This is a genomic window from Microbacterium proteolyticum, from assembly GCF_014192415.1.
Lineage (GTDB): Bacteria > Actinomycetota > Actinomycetes > Actinomycetales > Microbacteriaceae > Microbacterium > Microbacterium proteolyticum.
Map to the genome: position 1 here is coordinate 61,161 of NZ_JACHXY010000001.1, position 14,999 is coordinate 76,159.

Below are 14,999 nucleotides of genomic sequence, written 5' to 3' on the forward strand. Positions count from 1 at the left end.
TACTCGCTGTGCACGTGAAGGTGAGCGAAGGAGTCTGCTGCCACGTACCGAGTGTACGTTCGGCCTCCGACATCGCTCCCAGATGTTCGGGGCGGACGCCCAGTCGGCGATGACCGCCGCGCGCGGCTCGGCTACGGTGGGCGCGTGCCCACCCCCGATTTCGTGCTGGAGCTGCGCCGTCACATCGGCATCCGTCCCCTCCCTCTCGTGGGGGTGACCGCGGTGATCGTGCATGACGGCCAGGTGCTGCTCGGTCGCCGCAGCGATACCGGGCGGCTCACGCCGATCACGGGCATCGTAGATCCGGGGGAAGAGCCCGCCGACGCCGCCGTTCGCGAGGCGGAAGAGGAGGCGGGGGTGCGCATCCGCGCCGAACGGCTCGCGTGGGTGCACCAGATCCCGCGGGTCACCTACGACAACGGCGACCAGAGCGACTACCTCGACCTGACCTTCGCGTGCCGATGGATCTCGGGCGAACCCGTGCCGGTGGACGGGGAGATGACCGAGGTGGGATGGCATCCGATCACCGCCGTCGACGAGATCCTGGATGCCGACATGTCGGCGCGCGTGCGCGCGGCACTGACGGAGGGATCGACGCGCTTCGAGGGCGGACGCTGAGGGGCGCCCGACCCGGACAACGCAACACGGGGCTGAAGCCCGCTCGACGTCGGCGAGGGACCGGCGCTCAGGCTCCGTCGCCGAGGATCTCCAGCGCGTGCGCCAGCTCGGGCGGATAGGGCGACTCGAACGAGACCCACTCCCCCGTGCCGGGGTGCGTGAAGGCCAGTCGGTGCGCGTGCAACCACTGCCGCGTCAGCCCCAGGCGCGCGGATAGCGTGGGGTCGCCCCCGTACAGCGGATCGCCCGCGCACGGGTGCCGGTGAGCGGCCATGTGCACGCGGATCTGATGGGTGCGGCCCGTCTCGAGATGGATCTCGAGCAGTGATGCCCGGGGGAAGGCCTCGAGGGTCTCGTAGTGCGTGATCGAGTCCTTGCCGTCGGGGGTCACGGCGAACTTCCAGGAGTGGTGCGGATGCCGCCCGATCGGCGCGTCGATGGTGCCGCTGAGCGGATCGGGATGTCCCTGCACGACCGCGTGGTAGATCTTCTCGACCTCGCGCTCTTTGAACGCGCTCTTGAGCAGCGCATAGGCACGCTCGGTCTTGGCAACGACCATGAGACCGCTCGTGCCCGCATCGAGGCGGTGGACGACTCCGCGTCGTTCGGCCGGACCGCTTGTGGCGATGCGGAAGCCGGCCGCCGCCAACGCGCCGAGGACCGTGGGGCCCTCCCAGCCGAGTGAAGGGTGCGCGGCCACGCCCGCGGGTTTGTCGACCACGACGATGTCGTCGTCGTCGTGCACGATCCCGAGGTCGGGAACCGCGACCGGCACGATCTCGGGCTCGCGCTTGGGCTCCCATTCCACGCTCAGCCAGGTGCCCGCGCGGAGGCGATCAGACCTTCCGGCGGTGCGCCCGTCGACGCTCACTCCCCCGGCGTCGGCGACGTCGGCGGCGAAGGTTCGCGAGAAACCGAGCATCTTGGCCAAGGCCTGGTCGATGCGCGTTCCGTCGAGCCCGTCGGGCACGGGCAGGCTCCGCGACTCCATGTCAGCGGGTGCCCTGCTCGGGTGACGGCTCGACGTCGCCGTCGGCATCGGCCGCCCGCGACGCCCGGGTCTCACGGGTTCCGTCGAATCGGAGCCCCGCCAGCACGAGGATGGCCACCGAGATCATCATCGAGACGATGAAGATGTCGGCGACGTTGTAGATCGCGGGCATCATCCAGGGGGTCGAGATGAAGTCGACGACGTGGCCCACGGGGAATCCCGGCGCACGCACGAGACGGTCGGTGAGATTGCCCAGCACCCCACCGAGCAGCAGGCCGAGGACGACGGCCCACAGCCGCGACCGCACGCGCCGCACGGCGAGGAAGACGATGACGCCGGCGACGACGGCCAGCGCGATGGTGAACACCCACGTCACGCCCTCGCCGAGCGAGAAGGCGGCGCCGGGGTTTCGAACGAGGTAGAACTGCAGGGCATCGCCCAGCACCGGGACGACGCGCTCCGGGGGAAGAGTGTCGATCGCGACGGTCTTCGCCAACTGGTCGGCGGCCAGCACCAGCACCGCGAGAATCGCGATGACGATGCCGGCCGCCGCCGGACGCAGAGGAGAACGACTGCGCAAAGAGTGGTCCTACAGACCGATCGCCGACACCGGCGTCGAGCCCGAGGACGTCGCGGTGGTGTCGAGGTCGCGGAGCTGACCCTCGATGTACGAACGCAGCTGCGAGCGGTAGTCGCGCTCGAAGTTGCGGAGCTCGGTGATGCGGCCCTCGAGCGTCACGCGCTCCTTCTCGAGGCGGGCACGCTCTTCGCGACCCTTCTGCTCGGCCTCGGCGACGATGGACGCCGCCTGGGCCTGGGCGTCGCTGACGAGCTGATCGCGCTGCGCGCGACCCTCGGCGACGTGCTCGTCGTGCAGGCGCTGGGCCAGCTCGATGATGCCGGCGCTCTGGGCGGCGGGCTCCATGTCGGGGGTCGGCGTCGACGCGACGGGGGCCGGAGCAGGTACCTCTTCGGCGACGGGCTCCGCCACGGCGGGGGCCTCAGCGGCGGGGGCCTCGGTGGCGGCGGGGGTGGCCTCACCGGACTCGTAGGCCGCGAGCTTGTTCTTCAGCTCGTCGTTCTCAGCGATCGTCTTGCGCCATTCGACGACGATCTCGTCGAGGAAGTCGTCGACCTCGTCGGGGTCGAAACCCTCTTTGAAACGCACGTGCTGGAACTGCTTGGTGACGACGTCATCGGGGGTCAGTGCCATGGTGATTCCTCTTTCGAGAGCTCTGATGAAGAAGGGGTGGGGGTGTCGCACCGAGGCGTACCGCTTCGGAACAGCATAGCCGCCGCCCCTGGACAGTGTCGAAGTGCACTGTCGAAGAGACGGCGGCGATGCGGGTCACGCGGCCGCGAGGGACCGGGTGACGCTCAGCAACATGAAACAGACGAACATGACGATCGCGAAACCGAAGTCGATCGCGATCCCCCCGATACGAAGGGGCGGGACCACACGTCGGATCAGCTTGATCGGCGGATCCGTCACCGTGTACACGATCTCGGCGAGCACCAGGGTGGCACCGCGCGGACGCCATTCCCGGTTGAACATCGGGATGTACTCGAGCACCAGGCGCGCGAGCAGGATCACGATGTAGATGAACAGGACGACGCTGAGAAGCGAGCCGACCAGGCTCAGGACGGCCACGACGCGTTACTGGGACGCGAAGGGCGCGCCCTCGGGGTCGGCCTGCGCGATCGCACCGTCGCCGGAGACGGCGATGTTCTCGGGCGAGAGCAGGAAGACCTTGCTCGTCACCCGCTCGATACGTCCGTACAGCCCGAGCGAGAGTCCGCTCGCGAAGTCGATCAGGCGACGCGCGTCGGCGTCGCTCATCTGCGACAGGTTGATGATGACCGGAATGCCCTCGCGGAAGTTCTCGGCGATCGTCTGCGCGTCGCGGTACTGCTTGGGGTGCACCGTGAGGATCTCGCTCACGGGCCCGGCAGTGGGCTGGCGCACCACGGCGGGGCGGTGCAGGGGGGTCACCGGCGCGGCCTTCTCGAGGGGAGCAGCAGTCTGTGCGGGCTGCTTGCGCGCGATGGGCTGCGGCGCTGTCTCCTCATAGGTCTCTTCCTCGTCGGCGAGGCCCAGGTACACCATCGTTTTCTTGAGGGGGTTCGACATCGCATCCTCCGTTCGCTCGTCTGGTTCGAGGCTAGTCGCGCGGGGGCCTCGGGCCCGTGATTGCAGAACCGATCCGCAGGTGTGTCGCGCCCATCGCGATGGCTTCGGGGAAGTCGCCCGTCATGCCCGCCGAGATCCACTCGGCGTCGGGCACGACTGCGCGCACGGCATCGGCCGACCGGCGCAGGCGTTCGAACGCGCGGACGGGTTCTTCGTCGAGCGGTGCGACCGCCATGACGCCGCGCAGGCGCAGGGTCGACAGCCCCGCGACGTGGGCGGCGAGCTCCTCGACGCCGCTCGGGTCGACCCCGCCGCGGCCCGTGTCGTCGGTGAGATTGACCTGGAGCAGTACGTCGAGCAAGCCGCGACCGTCGGCGCCGTCGAGCGCGTCGGCGATGCGTGCACGGTCGATCGAGTGCACGGCATCCGCCGCCGCCCGCACGGCCCGCGCTTTGTTCGTCTGCGCCTGACCGATGAAATGCCATTTCAGATCCGGGAAGCCAGCGAGCTCGGCGCGCTTGGCGGTGAGCTCCTGCTGACGGTTCTCGCCCACGTCGCGCACGCCCAGGGCGTGCAGCTCGGATACGAGCGTCGCGGGATGGAACTTCGTGACGACGATCCGGGTGATGGCGGCGGCGTCGCGGTGCGCCGCGCGGGCGGCATCCTGAATGCGCTCGTCCACAGCGGCGAGGCGATCGGCCAGGGCGGTGTCCATGGGGCTCCTTCGACGACGAGAGCGGGCCCGGTGGAGACCGGACCCGCTTTCGTCGGAGAGATCGTGCGTGCTTACTTCAGGAAGTCGGGCACATCGAGGTCGTCATCGGCGTAGCCGTTGTCGTACGAGGTCTCGGGGACGCGCGCGACGACGGGGGTCGGCTCCGGGCGACGCTCGGGGGCGCGTTCCGTCGTGGCCTTCTGCTCCTCGGCCGCGTCGAGGTCGCGGGCGACGTCGTCGGCGGGGATCGCGGGGAGTACGGGAGGGGATGCCGGACGCTGAGCGCCGACGGGGTCGATGCGCAGCGAGGGCTCGCCCCCGTCGAAACCGGCGGCGATCACGGTGACGCGCACCTCGTCGCCGAGAGTGTCGTCGATGACCGTACCGAAGATGATGTTCGCCTCGGGGTGGGCCGCTTCCTTGACGAGCTGGGCGGCGTCGTTGATCTCGAAGATGCCGAGGTTCGAACCGCCCTGGATCGACAGCAACACGCCGTGCGCGCCTTCGATCGACGCCTCGAGCAGGGGGGATTCGACGGCGAGCTCCGCTGCCTTGATGGCACGATCCGCGCCGCGGGCGGAGCCGATGCCCATGAGGGCCGAACCCGCACCCTGCATGACGCTCTTCACGTCGGCGAAGTCGAGGTTGATCAGACCCGGCGTGGTGATGAGGTCGGTGATGCCCTGGACACCTGCGAGCAGAACCTGGTCGGCGGTGGCGAAGGCCTCGATCATCGAGATCCCGCGGTCGCTGATCTCGAGAAGGCGGTCGTTGGGCACGACGATGAGGGTGTCGACCTCTTCTTTCAGGCGCCCGACACCGGCCTCGGCCTGGCTCTGACGACGGCGCCCCTCGAACGAGAAGGGCTTGGTGACGACACCGATGGTCAACGCGCCGATCGACTTGGCGATCTTGGCGACGACCGGTGCACCACCGGTGCCCGTGCCGCCACCCTCGCCCGCGGTGACGAAGACCATGTCGGCGCCGCGCAGGGCCTCTTCGATCTCTTCCGCGTGGTCCTCGGCGGCGCGACGACCGACTTCGGGGTCGGCTCCCGCGCCGAGTCCCCGGGTGAGCTCGCGGCCCACGTCGAGCTTGACGTCGGCGTCGCTCATCAGCAGCGCCTGCGCGTCGGTGTTGATCGCGATGAACTCCACGCCACGAAGGCCGAGCTCGATCATGCGATTGACGGCGTTGACGCCGCCGCCGCCCACACCGACGACCTTGATCACGGCGAGGTAGTTCTGGTTGTGGCTCATGCCGGCCTCCGTTTGTCCCCGAACCCGAAACTCTAAACCTCATGTTGAGGGTTAAAGAATTGCCCGGTATGCAATTCCTTAGTTCGAAAGTAGGTGGCGGATCGGATGCGGCTCGCCCGACACGCGGTGTGTCGGACTATCGCCTCGCAGATCCGGCACGAACGCGCGAGCCGCACGCTCCTGGAGGAGGCACGACAGGGGTGACGCCCGCCCGGGCCTCGGCGCACGACGGCTGCTCCGACCGCCTGCGCACGACGCCCGCCCGCGCCTCCCGCGCACCGCGCGCGCCTCGACGGCCGAAGCCGGCAAAAGCCGGTCGGCGCATCGGAGCGTCGGAGCGTCGGAGCGTCGGAGCGTCGGAGCGCCACCCTGCCGTCGGCTACGAACGAACCACGCCCGCGTCGGGAGAGGTGACGTCGTACTCTCTGGCACGGTCGGGCGGACTCTTCTGCATCAGCCGGTCGAGCACGAGCGCCTTCTCGGCCGAGCGCTCCGCGCTCCCCCACACGACCGTCGAGCCCGAGGCGCCCAGCGTCAGGGTGACGTCGTCGGGAGTGGATGCCGAGACGCCGGTCACCTGCGCACGTACCGTGTCGGGCAGGGCCCGCATGACGCGGCCGGCCGCGCGGAACGCCGCCGACCCCGTCCCCTCGGCGATGTCGAGGACGGGCTGACCGGCGGGGGCCTCGGGGGTGGTCGACAGGGCGACGCCGGCGGCATCCACCACCGTGAAACCCGCCGCGCCCTGCATCGCCCCGATGGGGGTTCGCTCGACGATGTTCACCACGAGATCGTGCGGCGGCCGGGCCTCGAGCGTGTAGGACTCCACCAGCGGGAAGCGCACCAGGGCCGCCTTCACCGCGCTGTCGTCGACGAGCGCGAGAGGGGTTCCGAGCTGGCCGCCGAGCGCATCGGTGACGGCGGCAACGTCGAGCTGCGACGTGCCGACGACGTCGATGCGCTCGACCGCGAACAACGGCGAGTATGCGGCTCCCGCCGTGCCGGCCACCGTGACGAGAACCGCCACCCCCACGCCGATCCAGAGGTTGCGGCGGCGGCGACTGCGCACCGTGAACCGTTTGACCTCGGCGGACAGCGCGCGACGCCGGGCCCGCGACGCCCGCAGCACGTCGCGGAAGCCCGCACCCTTGAGTGCCGGCTCCGGCACGGCGTCCGTCGTCTCCGGGCGCACGAGGGGCGTCACCGGTGCCGCTCCGACGACCGAGGCGTCGTGCCGCCCCGTCGAGCGTTCGGACCGCGCCGCGGACCGGACGGACTCCGGCTGGTGCGGAAGGGGCGAGGGCCGCTTCACGCTCAGACCGCCGCGGCCTCGGTACGCGAGAGCGCGTCGAGCACCTGCGGGATGATCTGGTAGACGTTGCCGCAGCCGAGGGTGATGACGTAATCGCCCGGACGGGCGATCCGCGCCGTGTAGTCCGCAGCCGCCTGCCAGTCGGGCACGTAGTGCACGTGCGCGGGATCCGCGAACGCATCGCTGACGAGCTCGCCCGTGACCCCGGGCACCGGGTCTTCGCGGGCACCGTAGACGTCGAGCATGACGGTGTGGTCGGCGTGGGTCTCGAGCACCTCCGCGAACTCGCGGTACATCTCCTGCGTGCGCGAGTACGTGTGCGGCTGCTGGATGGCGATCAGGCGCCCCTCGCCCACGACCGTGCGCGCCGCCGACAGGGCTGCGGCGACCTCGGTGGGGTGGTGCGCGTAATCGTCGTAGACGCTGACCCCCTGCGCGACGCCGTGCAGCTCGAAGCGGCGCACGGTTCCGCCGAAGCCCTCGACCGCTCGGGCGGCATCGGCCAGCGAGTGCCCCAGTACCCGCAGGACGGCGACAGCGCCGGCCGCATTGACGGCGTTGTGTGCGCCAGGCACGCGCAGCTGCACGTCGACGCTCTCGCCGTCGGCGGTGAGGGTGAAGGCGACCGGACCGTCGGTGCGGATGGCACCGAGGCGAACGTCGGCGGAGGCGTCCTCGCCGAAGGTCACGACATCCGTGTGCGTGATGCGCTCGCGCACGGCGCGCGCACCCGGGTCGTCGGCGGAGATGACCACGGCCTCGCTCGCGGCATCCGCGAAACGGGCGAACGCGGCGTCGAACGCGTCGCGCGAGCCGTAGTGGTCGAGGTGGTCGGGGTCGACGTTGGTGATGAGCGCCACCGAGGTGTCGTAGAGCTCGAAGGTGCCGTCGGACTCGTCGGCCTCGATGACGACGAGGTCGTCGCCACCGGTACCGCTCGAGACGCCGAGATCGGCGATGACTCCCCCGTTGACGAACGTGGGCGCGATGCCGAGGGCGCGCAGGGCCGTGACGATCATGCCCGTCGACGTGGTCTTGCCGTGGGCGCCGGCCACCGACACGAGGCGGCGGTCACCGATGAACCAGTGCAGGGCCTGCGAGCGGTGGATGACGTGGAGTCCGCGCTGCTTCGCCGTGACGAACTCGGGGTTCTCGGGCCAGATGGCGCCGGTGTGCACCACGGTGTCGGCGTCGCCGAGATGGGCGGCGTCATGACCGACGTGCACGGTCGCACCGCGCGACGCGAGATCTCGCAAAGCGGCGCTGTCGGCGCGGTCGGAACCCGACACCCGGATGCCGCGGTCGAGGAACATGCGGGCGAGCCCCGACATGCCCGATCCACCGATTCCGATGAAGTGGGCGGAGGCGATGTCCTCGGGGAGGGGAAGGCTCAGGTCGGGTCTGATCATGGCGTCTGCGAGTTTACGTCGCCGACCCTGCGCAGATGCCCCGGCGCGCCCGCGTGGACCCTGCGAAGCCCCCGGGGGTCGTGTCGCCCGGCCCTGCGCCTCAACGCGCGAGCGCCTCGTCGATCAGCGCGACGACGTTCTCCGTGCCCGTGCGGATGCCGGTGCGGGCGGCAGCGGCCCGCATCGCCGTGCGGCGCGAGTCGTCGCGCAGCAGCGGCACGATGTCGTCGCGCACGCGCTCGGGGGTGAGGTCGGCGTCGGCGATGAGGATCGCCGCGCCGGCGCGCACGGAGGCGGCGGCGTTGAGGCTCTGCTCGCCGTTGCCGACGGCGTAGGGCACGTACACCGCGGGGATGCCGAGGGCGCTGATCTCGCTCACGGTCGCGGCCCCCGAGCGCGAGACGACGAGGTCGGCCAGCGCGAAGGCGAGGTCCATGCGGTCGACGTAGCGGACGACCGCGTACCCGTCGACGGCGGGGTCGGGCAGATCGGAACCCTGTCCCGTCACGTGCAGCAGCTGCCAACCGGCGTCGAGCACGTCGCGCCACGCTCCCCCGAACGCCGTGTTGAGACGTAGGGCGCCGAGCGACCCTCCGAAGACGAGAAGGGTCGGGCGGGCGGCATCGAGTCCGAAGTGCGCGGCGGCTTCGGCGCGGGATGCCGCGGCGTCGAGGTCGACGATCTCACGGCGGAGCGGCATCCCCACCTCTCGCGCGCCCCGCAGCGGCGTGCCGGCGAAGGCCACACCGACGGCCGCGGCGCGCCGCGCACCCAGCACGTTCGCCAGGCCCGGCTTCGCGTTCGCCTCGTGCACGACGAACGGCACCCGCTCGCGGCGCGCGGCGATGTAGGCGGGCGCGGCGGCATACCCGCCGAAGCCGATCACGACATCGACGCCTCGGGCGCGGATGAGCCGGCGCACGTGCGCCACCGCCCGGAGGAACCGGGTGGGGAATGCCGCAGCCGCACGGTCGGGGCGACGCGGGAACGGCACCTTCGCCACCGTGAGCAGCTCGTAGCCGCGCAGGGGCACGAGGCGCGACTCCAACCCCTCGCGCGTGCCGAGGACGAGCACATCGTCCGCGGCGTCGCGCGCACGGAGGCCGTCGGCGACGGCGAGAAGCGGATTGACGTGCCCGGCGGTGCCGCCGCCGGCGAGAAGGTAAGTCGTCACCGTACGACCCTAACCAGGTCGTGGGGCGGGGCCGGTCAGCTCCGTCGAGCCGGACGCCGGCCCGGAGTGCGACGGAGCGCCTCCGCGTCGGCGACCGCGCGGCGATCGGGGAGCGTGCGCGCGCACGACAGCAGCACGCCGCACGCGATCAGCACCGACAGCAGGGATGTTCCGCCCTGCGACATGAACGGCAGCGGCACGCCCAGAACGGGGAAGATGCGCAGCACGACTCCGATGTTGACCAGTGCCTGGCCGACGATCCAGAGCGTGATCGCTCCCGCGATGATGCGCACGAACGTGTCGTCGGTGCGGCGGATGATACGGAACGCCCCCACGGCGAACAGCGCGAACAGCACGAGCACGACGATGCACCCGATCAGGCCGAGCTCCTCGCCGATGATGGCGAAGATGTAGTCGTTGGCCGCGGCCGGGAGCCAGTCGTACTTCTCTTTCGAGTTGCCGAGACCGAGCCCGAACAGCCCCCCGCTCGCCAGGCCCCACACACCGTGCAGCGACTGGTAGCACGTCGTGTAGTAGCACGACGCGTCGTCGGGCGCGAAGAGGCTGCCGATGCGTTCCATGCGGTTCTCGCTGCCGACCGCCGACAACAGCACCACGGCGACCGACAGCACCGCCGGCACGATGAACATGCGCAGCTTGATGCCGGCGAAGAACAACGCGCCCAGCACGACCAGCACGAGAATCATCACCGTGCCCAGGTCTTTGCCGCCGAGCACGGTGCCGATCACCAGCACCGATACGGGCACGACCGGGATGAACACGTGCGCCCACGACGTGAGAAGCCGGCGCTTGCGGTACAGCACGGCACCCATCCACAGAGCCAGCGCGAGTTTGAGGAACTCGGCGGGCTGGAACTGGAAGCCGGCGATCTGCACCCAGTTGCGGTTGCCGTTGGCGGCGATGCCGACTCCGGGCACGTACACCAGCAGCTGGAACGCCGTGGCGAAGATCAGAGCGGGCCAGGCGATCTTCTGCCAGAACCCCATGCGCGCGCGGCTGAGGACGAACATCAGCGGGATGCCGACGATCGCGAACACGCTCTGTTTCATCACGTGATCGAAGGGGCTCTGCCCCCCGTCGAGCGCCGAGGTCGCCGACAGCACCATGACCAGACCGAAGCCCGTCAGCAGCAGCGCCGCCGAGGCGATCAGCAGGAACTCGGTCGACACGGGACGAAACGCCCGCCCCAACGAGACGCGGGCGATCAGTCCGCCCCGCTCGGGTTGGTCGTCGGGGGCCTGCCGTGGAGGGGGCGCCGTCGTGGTCACGCGTGTCCCCCTCAGTCGTTCGGTCGAATCGCTCCGTCGGCCCGACCCGCTATCCACGCCCGCACCGCGTCGGCGAAGCGCTCGCCGCGGTCGGAGTAGGACGAGAACTGGTCGAAGGATGCCGCCGCGGGAGCCAGGAGCACAGTGTCTCCGTCCCGGGCCACACCCGCCGCCAGTTCGACGACCTGGGCCATGACGTCTTCAGTCTCGGCGTGGTCGACCTCGAACAGCGGCACCGCCGGGGCGTGTCGCGCGAACGCCGCGACGATGTCGCCGCGCTCGGTGCCGATCACGATCGCCGCGCGCACAGCCTCGCCTCGGGAGCGCACGAGCTCGCTCAGGTCGACGCCTTTCAGCAGTCCTCCCACGACCCAGACGGCGCCGGGGTACGCGGCGAGCGAGGAGGCGGCCGCGTGCGGGTTGGTGGCCTTGGAGTCATCGACCCACGTCACACCCGCGTGCGCGCCGACGACCTGGATGCGATGAGGGTCGAGGCGGAAGCTCTCGAGGGTGTCGTGGATATGCGCCGGTGTCGCCCCGAGCGAGCGGGCGAGGGCGCTCGCGGCGAGGATGTTGGCCACGACGTGGGGGGCGGCGAGCCCGTGCGCGGCGAGATCGGCGACCGTGGTGAGTTCGAGGGCCGAGGTGGCCCGCTCCTCGAGGAAGGCGCGGTCGACGAGGATGCCGTCGACGACGCCGAGGTCGCTGGGTCCGGGGACGCCGAGATCGAAGCCGATGGCGCGCGCACCCTCCATGACCTCGGCATCCTCCACCATCGTCCGAGTGGCGACGTCGGCCTTGTTGTAGACGCAGGCCACACGCGTGCGGGCGTAGACGCCCGCCTTCGCGTCGCGGTAAGCGTCGGCGCCGCCGTGCCACTCGAGGTGGTCGTCGGCGAGATTGAGGCACACCGCCGCGTGCGGTGACAGCGCGTCGGCACCGCTCTGCAGATTGAGGTACCAGAGCTGATGGCTCGACAGCTCGACGACCAGGGCGTCGAAGCCGCTCGGGTCGCGCACGGCGTCGAGCACCGGGGTGCCGATGTTGCCCACGGGTGCGGCCCGCAGGCCCGCGGCGACCAGCATCTCGGCCGTCAGACGTGTCGTGGTGGTCTTGCCGTTGGTGCCCGTGATCAGCACCCAATCGGCGGGGCGCCCGTCGGCGCGCACGACCTTGTCGCGCACGCGCCACGCGAGCTCCACGTCGCCCCACAGGGCGATGCCCTTCTCCTGCGTCCAGCGGATGACCGGATGGTGGGGCGCGAAGCCGGGGGAAGCGATGACGACCTCGGGCGCGAAGTCGACGAGGGCGGCGGGCACGGCGTCCAGCGGGCCTTCGTGCAGGTCGACACCGAGCACGGGCAGGAGCCTCGCGTACTCGGCATCCGCCCGCTCCGTGGCGACGAGCACGACGGCACCGAGTTCGGAGAGGGTGTCGGCGACCGAGAAACCCGTGACCGACAGGCCGAGCACGGCGACGCGCAGACCCTTCCAGTCGGCGTGCCAGCTGGTGAGCGAGGAGAGATCGGTCATACGCGTGAGAGCCATTCGACGTAGAAGAATCCGATGCCCGAGACGGCGAGCAGACCCGCGATGATCCACATGCGCACGACGATCGTGACCTCGGGCCAGCCGCGCATCTCGAGGTGATGGTGCAGCGGGCTCATGAGGAACAGGCGCTTGCCCTTGGTGGCCTTGAAGTACGCCCGCTGAAGGATCACCGAACCCGAGGCGATCACGTAGACGCCGGCGATCAGCACGAGGAGGAGCTCGGTGCGGGTGAGGATCGCCATGGCGGCGATCACGCCGCCGATCGCCATCGATCCGCAGTCGCCCATGAAGACCTTCGCCTTCGGGGCGTTCCACCAGAGGAACCCGACCAGGGCGCCGACGAACGAGGCCGACACGATCGCCAGGTCGAACGGGTCGCGCACGGCGTAGCATCCGGCCTGCACCGCGGGGTCGAGCACGTCGGCGCACATCTGCTTGTTCTGCCAGAAGGCCATGAGGCTGTAGGCGCCGACGACGAAGATGCCGGAGCCGGCGGCGAGACCGTCGAGACCGTCGGCGACGTTGACGGAGTTGGATGCCGCCGTGCCGATGAACGAGATCCACGCCAGATAGAGCAGCCAGCCGAGCACGGGCCCCAGGGCGAAGAGCGAGAGCACCTGGATGTCGCGGAACACCGAGATGTATCCGGAGGCGGGGGTCTGGCCGAAGCTGTTGGGGAAATTGAGGGCCACGACCGCGAAGGGAACCGCCACGATGATCTGACCGGCGATCTTGCGCCAGCCCGACAGCCCCAGGCTGTTCTGGTGGCGCACCTTCATGTAATCGTCGATGAAGCCCACGACGCCGAACCCGAGCATCAGCCACAGCACCAGCAGCCCCGACAGCGTCGGCGGGTTGTTGCCGGCGTAGGACCCGATGAGGTAGCCGATCATCGTGCCGAGGATGAAGATCGTGCCGCCCATGGTGGGGGTGCCGCGCTTGGCCCCGTGCGAGGGGTTGTGCACGTTCTCGGGCGTACGGATGACCTGACCCCAGCCCCACCGGCGGAACCATCGCAGGAACACCGGGGTGAGGAACAGGGTGAAGGCGAGCGAGATCGCCGCCGCTGTCAGAAGTGATCTCACGCGAACAAGTCTCCCAGACGGTCGCCGAGATGCCGGAGCCCCGCCGAGTTGGACGACTTCACCAGCACGCGGTCACCGTCGCGCAGTTCGGTCGAGAGGTAGTCGTACGCGGCGTCGGCGTCGGCGAAGAAGACGGCCTCGCCGTCCCACGACCCCTGGGCGATGGCCTCGAGGTACATGCGCCGGGCTTCGGGTCCGATGACGACGATCCGCTGGATGCGCAGACGCACGGCCAGGAGCCCCACGCGGTCGTGCTCCTCGTCGGCGTACTCGCCCAACTCGCTCATGGCCCCGAGCACGGCGACCGTGCGTTCGCCGGGACCGGTGATCTGCGCGAGGGTGCGAAGGGCTGCGGCCATCGAGTCGGGGCTGGCGTTGTAGGCGTCGTTGATGATGCGCACACGGTCGGAACCGAGCGGCTGCATGCGCCACCGCTCGGCGATCTCGACCGTCTCGAGGCGCGCGACCGCGTCAGCAGCCGGCACCCCCAGGGCGGTGGCGGCGGCCAGGGCGGCGAGGGCGTTCATGACGTGGTGCTCGCCCAGCACCCGCAAGGTCAGCGTGTACGCCTGCCCGTCGACGATCAGGTCGGCGCGTGTTCCGGATGCCGAGACCTCGACGTCGACGGCGCGTACCTCGGCGCGCTCGCTGCGGCCGAACCAGCGCACTCCCTGACCGCGCTCGCACGCGATGGGCTCCATCGCGGCGACCCGCGGGTCGTCGACGTTGAGGACGGCGAGGCCCCCCTCGCGGGTGGCGCGCACGAGTTCGCTCTTGGCGTGGAAGGTCGACTCGATACCGCCGAACCCGCCGGCGTGGGCCATCCCGACCATGAGCACGACGCCGATGTCGGGGGTGACGAGTCCCGCGAGGTGCGCGATCGCACCGGGGGCGCTCGCGCCGAACTCGCTGACGAGGTACCGCGTGGCATCCGTCACACGGAGCATCGTCAGGGGGGCGCCGACCTCGTTGTTGAACGACGCCCGCGGCGACACCGTCTCACCCGTGCCCTCGAGGATGCGCGCGAGCAGGTTCTTGGTGGTGGTCTTGCCGTTGGAGCCGGTGATGCCGACGATCTTCAGCTCGCCCGCGGACCGCACGCGGGCCACGACGTCGCGAGCGAGGTCGCTGAGGGCCGCCACGACATCGGGCACCACGATCTGGCTGACCTCGTCGTCGAGCTCGCGCTCCACGATCGCCAACGCCGCTCCGCGCTCGACGGCGGTGCCGACGAAAAGGTGGCCGTCGGTGGTCTCGCCGGGCTTGGCGACGAAGATGTCGCCGGGCGCGATCAGGCGCGAGTCGGTGTCGACCAGGCCTGAGACGAGGGTGTCAGGGGTGTCGCCGCGGCGCACGACGAGACGACCGCCGAGCACGTCGGCGATGTGGGAGAGGCTGAGAGAGATCATTGCTGTGCGGACGCCCTTTCCGATGTCGCATTCGTTACCGAGACGAGACCGGTGTGC

15 protein-coding genes are annotated in these 14,999 nt (G+C 70.2%); 1 reads left to right on the forward strand and 14 read right to left on the reverse strand.

The genetic code is table 11. From position 1 onward, the window contains the following. Positions 1 to 144: 144 nt before the first annotated feature. Positions 145 to 618, forward strand: coding sequence for an NUDIX domain-containing protein (locus FHS07_RS00320; RefSeq protein WP_183417945.1), 474 nt, complete (start codon positions 145 to 147; stop codon positions 616 to 618). A 67-nt stretch (positions 619 to 685) separates the two neighbouring features. Here FHS07_RS00320 and FHS07_RS00325 read toward each other — a convergent pair whose 3' ends face one another. The 14 genes from FHS07_RS00325 to FHS07_RS00390 all read right to left on the reverse strand — a co-directional run bounded on the left by FHS07_RS00325 (position 686) and on the right by FHS07_RS00390 (position 14,942). Further along, complete coding sequence (locus FHS07_RS00325; RefSeq protein WP_183417946.1) at positions 686 to 1,609, reverse strand: RluA family pseudouridine synthase; 924 nt, start codon at positions 1,607 to 1,609, stop codon at positions 686 to 688. Position 1,610: 1 nt separating this feature from the next. After that, positions 1,611 to 2,189, reverse strand: coding sequence for a signal peptidase II (gene lspA, locus FHS07_RS00330; RefSeq protein ID WP_183417947.1), 579 nt, complete (start codon positions 2,187 to 2,189; stop codon positions 1,611 to 1,613). 9 nt (positions 2,190 to 2,198) lie between these two features. Continuing rightward, the gene (locus FHS07_RS00335) at positions 2,199 to 2,822 is read right to left on the reverse strand and encodes a DivIVA domain-containing protein (protein ID WP_183417948.1); all 624 of its coding nucleotides are present in this window, start codon (positions 2,820 to 2,822) and stop codon (positions 2,199 to 2,201) included. Between the two features lie 135 nt (positions 2,823 to 2,957). Further along, positions 2,958 to 3,260, reverse strand: coding sequence for a YggT family protein (locus tag FHS07_RS00340; RefSeq protein ID WP_183417949.1), 303 nt, complete (start codon positions 3,258 to 3,260; stop codon positions 2,958 to 2,960). 6 nt (positions 3,261 to 3,266) lie between these two features. Then, positions 3,267 to 3,740 carry a cell division protein SepF gene (locus FHS07_RS00345; RefSeq protein WP_183417950.1) on the reverse strand — a complete coding sequence of 158 codons (474 nt, stop codon included), beginning with the start codon at positions 3,738 to 3,740 and terminating at the stop codon, positions 3,267 to 3,269. Positions 3,741 to 3,771: 31 nt separating this feature from the next. Further along, positions 3,772 to 4,455, reverse strand: coding sequence for a YggS family pyridoxal phosphate-dependent enzyme (locus FHS07_RS00350; protein WP_183417951.1), 684 nt, complete (start codon positions 4,453 to 4,455; stop codon positions 3,772 to 3,774). Between the two features lie 71 nt (positions 4,456 to 4,526). Then, the gene (gene ftsZ, locus FHS07_RS00355) at positions 4,527 to 5,714 is read right to left on the reverse strand and encodes a cell division protein FtsZ (RefSeq protein ID WP_183417952.1); all 1,188 of its coding nucleotides are present in this window, start codon (positions 5,712 to 5,714) and stop codon (positions 4,527 to 4,529) included. 379 nt (positions 5,715 to 6,093) lie between these two features. Continuing rightward, on the reverse strand, positions 6,094 to 6,918 hold the full coding sequence (locus tag FHS07_RS00360) for an FtsQ-type POTRA domain-containing protein (protein WP_343054567.1): 825 nt from the start codon (positions 6,916 to 6,918) through the stop codon (positions 6,094 to 6,096). 110 nt (positions 6,919 to 7,028) lie between these two features. Continuing rightward, positions 7,029 to 8,435 (reverse strand): UDP-N-acetylmuramate--L-alanine ligase, encoded by a 1,407-nt coding sequence (murC, locus tag FHS07_RS00365; RefSeq protein ID WP_183417953.1) that lies wholly within the window; start codon positions 8,433 to 8,435, stop codon positions 7,029 to 7,031. A gap of 100 nt (positions 8,436 to 8,535) precedes the next feature. Beyond that, positions 8,536 to 9,609, reverse strand: a complete 1,074-nt coding sequence (locus tag FHS07_RS00370; RefSeq protein WP_183417954.1) for a glycosyltransferase — start codon at positions 9,607 to 9,609, stop codon at positions 8,536 to 8,538. A 35-nt stretch (positions 9,610 to 9,644) separates the two neighbouring features. Then, a complete protein-coding gene (ftsW, locus tag FHS07_RS00375; protein ID WP_183417955.1) occupies positions 9,645 to 10,898 on the reverse strand; it encodes a putative lipid II flippase FtsW in 1,254 nt (417 codons plus the stop codon). Positions 10,899 to 10,909: 11 nt separating this feature from the next. Continuing rightward, positions 10,910 to 12,430, reverse strand: a complete 1,521-nt coding sequence (murD, locus tag FHS07_RS00380) for a UDP-N-acetylmuramoyl-L-alanine--D-glutamate ligase (RefSeq protein ID WP_183417956.1) — start codon at positions 12,428 to 12,430, stop codon at positions 10,910 to 10,912. Further along, the gene (gene mraY, locus FHS07_RS00385) at positions 12,427 to 13,533 is read right to left on the reverse strand and encodes a phospho-N-acetylmuramoyl-pentapeptide-transferase (protein ID WP_183417957.1); all 1,107 of its coding nucleotides are present in this window, start codon (positions 13,531 to 13,533) and stop codon (positions 12,427 to 12,429) included. The genes murD and mraY overlap by 4 nt, the downstream gene beginning before the upstream one ends. After that, positions 13,530 to 14,942 (reverse strand): UDP-N-acetylmuramoyl-tripeptide--D-alanyl-D-alanine ligase, encoded by a 1,413-nt coding sequence (locus FHS07_RS00390; protein ID WP_183417958.1) that lies wholly within the window; start codon positions 14,940 to 14,942, stop codon positions 13,530 to 13,532. The genes mraY and FHS07_RS00390 overlap by 4 nt, the downstream gene beginning before the upstream one ends. Positions 14,943 to 14,999: the final 57 nt, after the last annotated feature.

Excerpts from the sequence above, each read along its gene's own strand:
- FHS07_RS00325 (WP_183417946.1), bottom strand. The coding sequence starts at position 1,609 with ATGGAGTCGCGGAGCCTGCCCGTGCCCGACGGGCTCGACGGAACGCGC.
- FHS07_RS00335 (WP_183417948.1), bottom strand. The coding sequence starts at position 2,822 with ATGGCACTGACCCCCGATGACGTCGTCACCAAGCAGTTCCAGCACGTG.
- FHS07_RS00345 (WP_183417950.1), bottom strand. The coding sequence starts at position 3,740 with ATGTCGAACCCCCTCAAGAAAACGATGGTGTACCTGGGCCTCGCCGAC.
- FHS07_RS00350 (WP_183417951.1), bottom strand. The coding sequence starts at position 4,455 with ATGGACACCGCCCTGGCCGATCGCCTCGCCGCTGTGGACGAGCGCATT.
- ftsZ (WP_183417952.1), bottom strand. The coding sequence starts at position 5,714 with ATGAGCCACAACCAGAACTACCTCGCCGTGATCAAGGTCGTCGGTGTG.
- murC (WP_183417953.1), bottom strand. The coding sequence starts at position 8,435 with ATGATCAGACCCGACCTGAGCCTTCCCCTCCCCGAGGACATCGCCTCC.
- murD (WP_183417956.1), bottom strand. The coding sequence starts at position 12,430 with ATGACCGATCTCTCCTCGCTCACCAGCTGGCACGCCGACTGGAAGGGT.
- FHS07_RS00390 (WP_183417958.1), bottom strand. The coding sequence starts at position 14,942 with ATGATCTCTCTCAGCCTCTCCCACATCGCCGACGTGCTCGGCGGTCGT.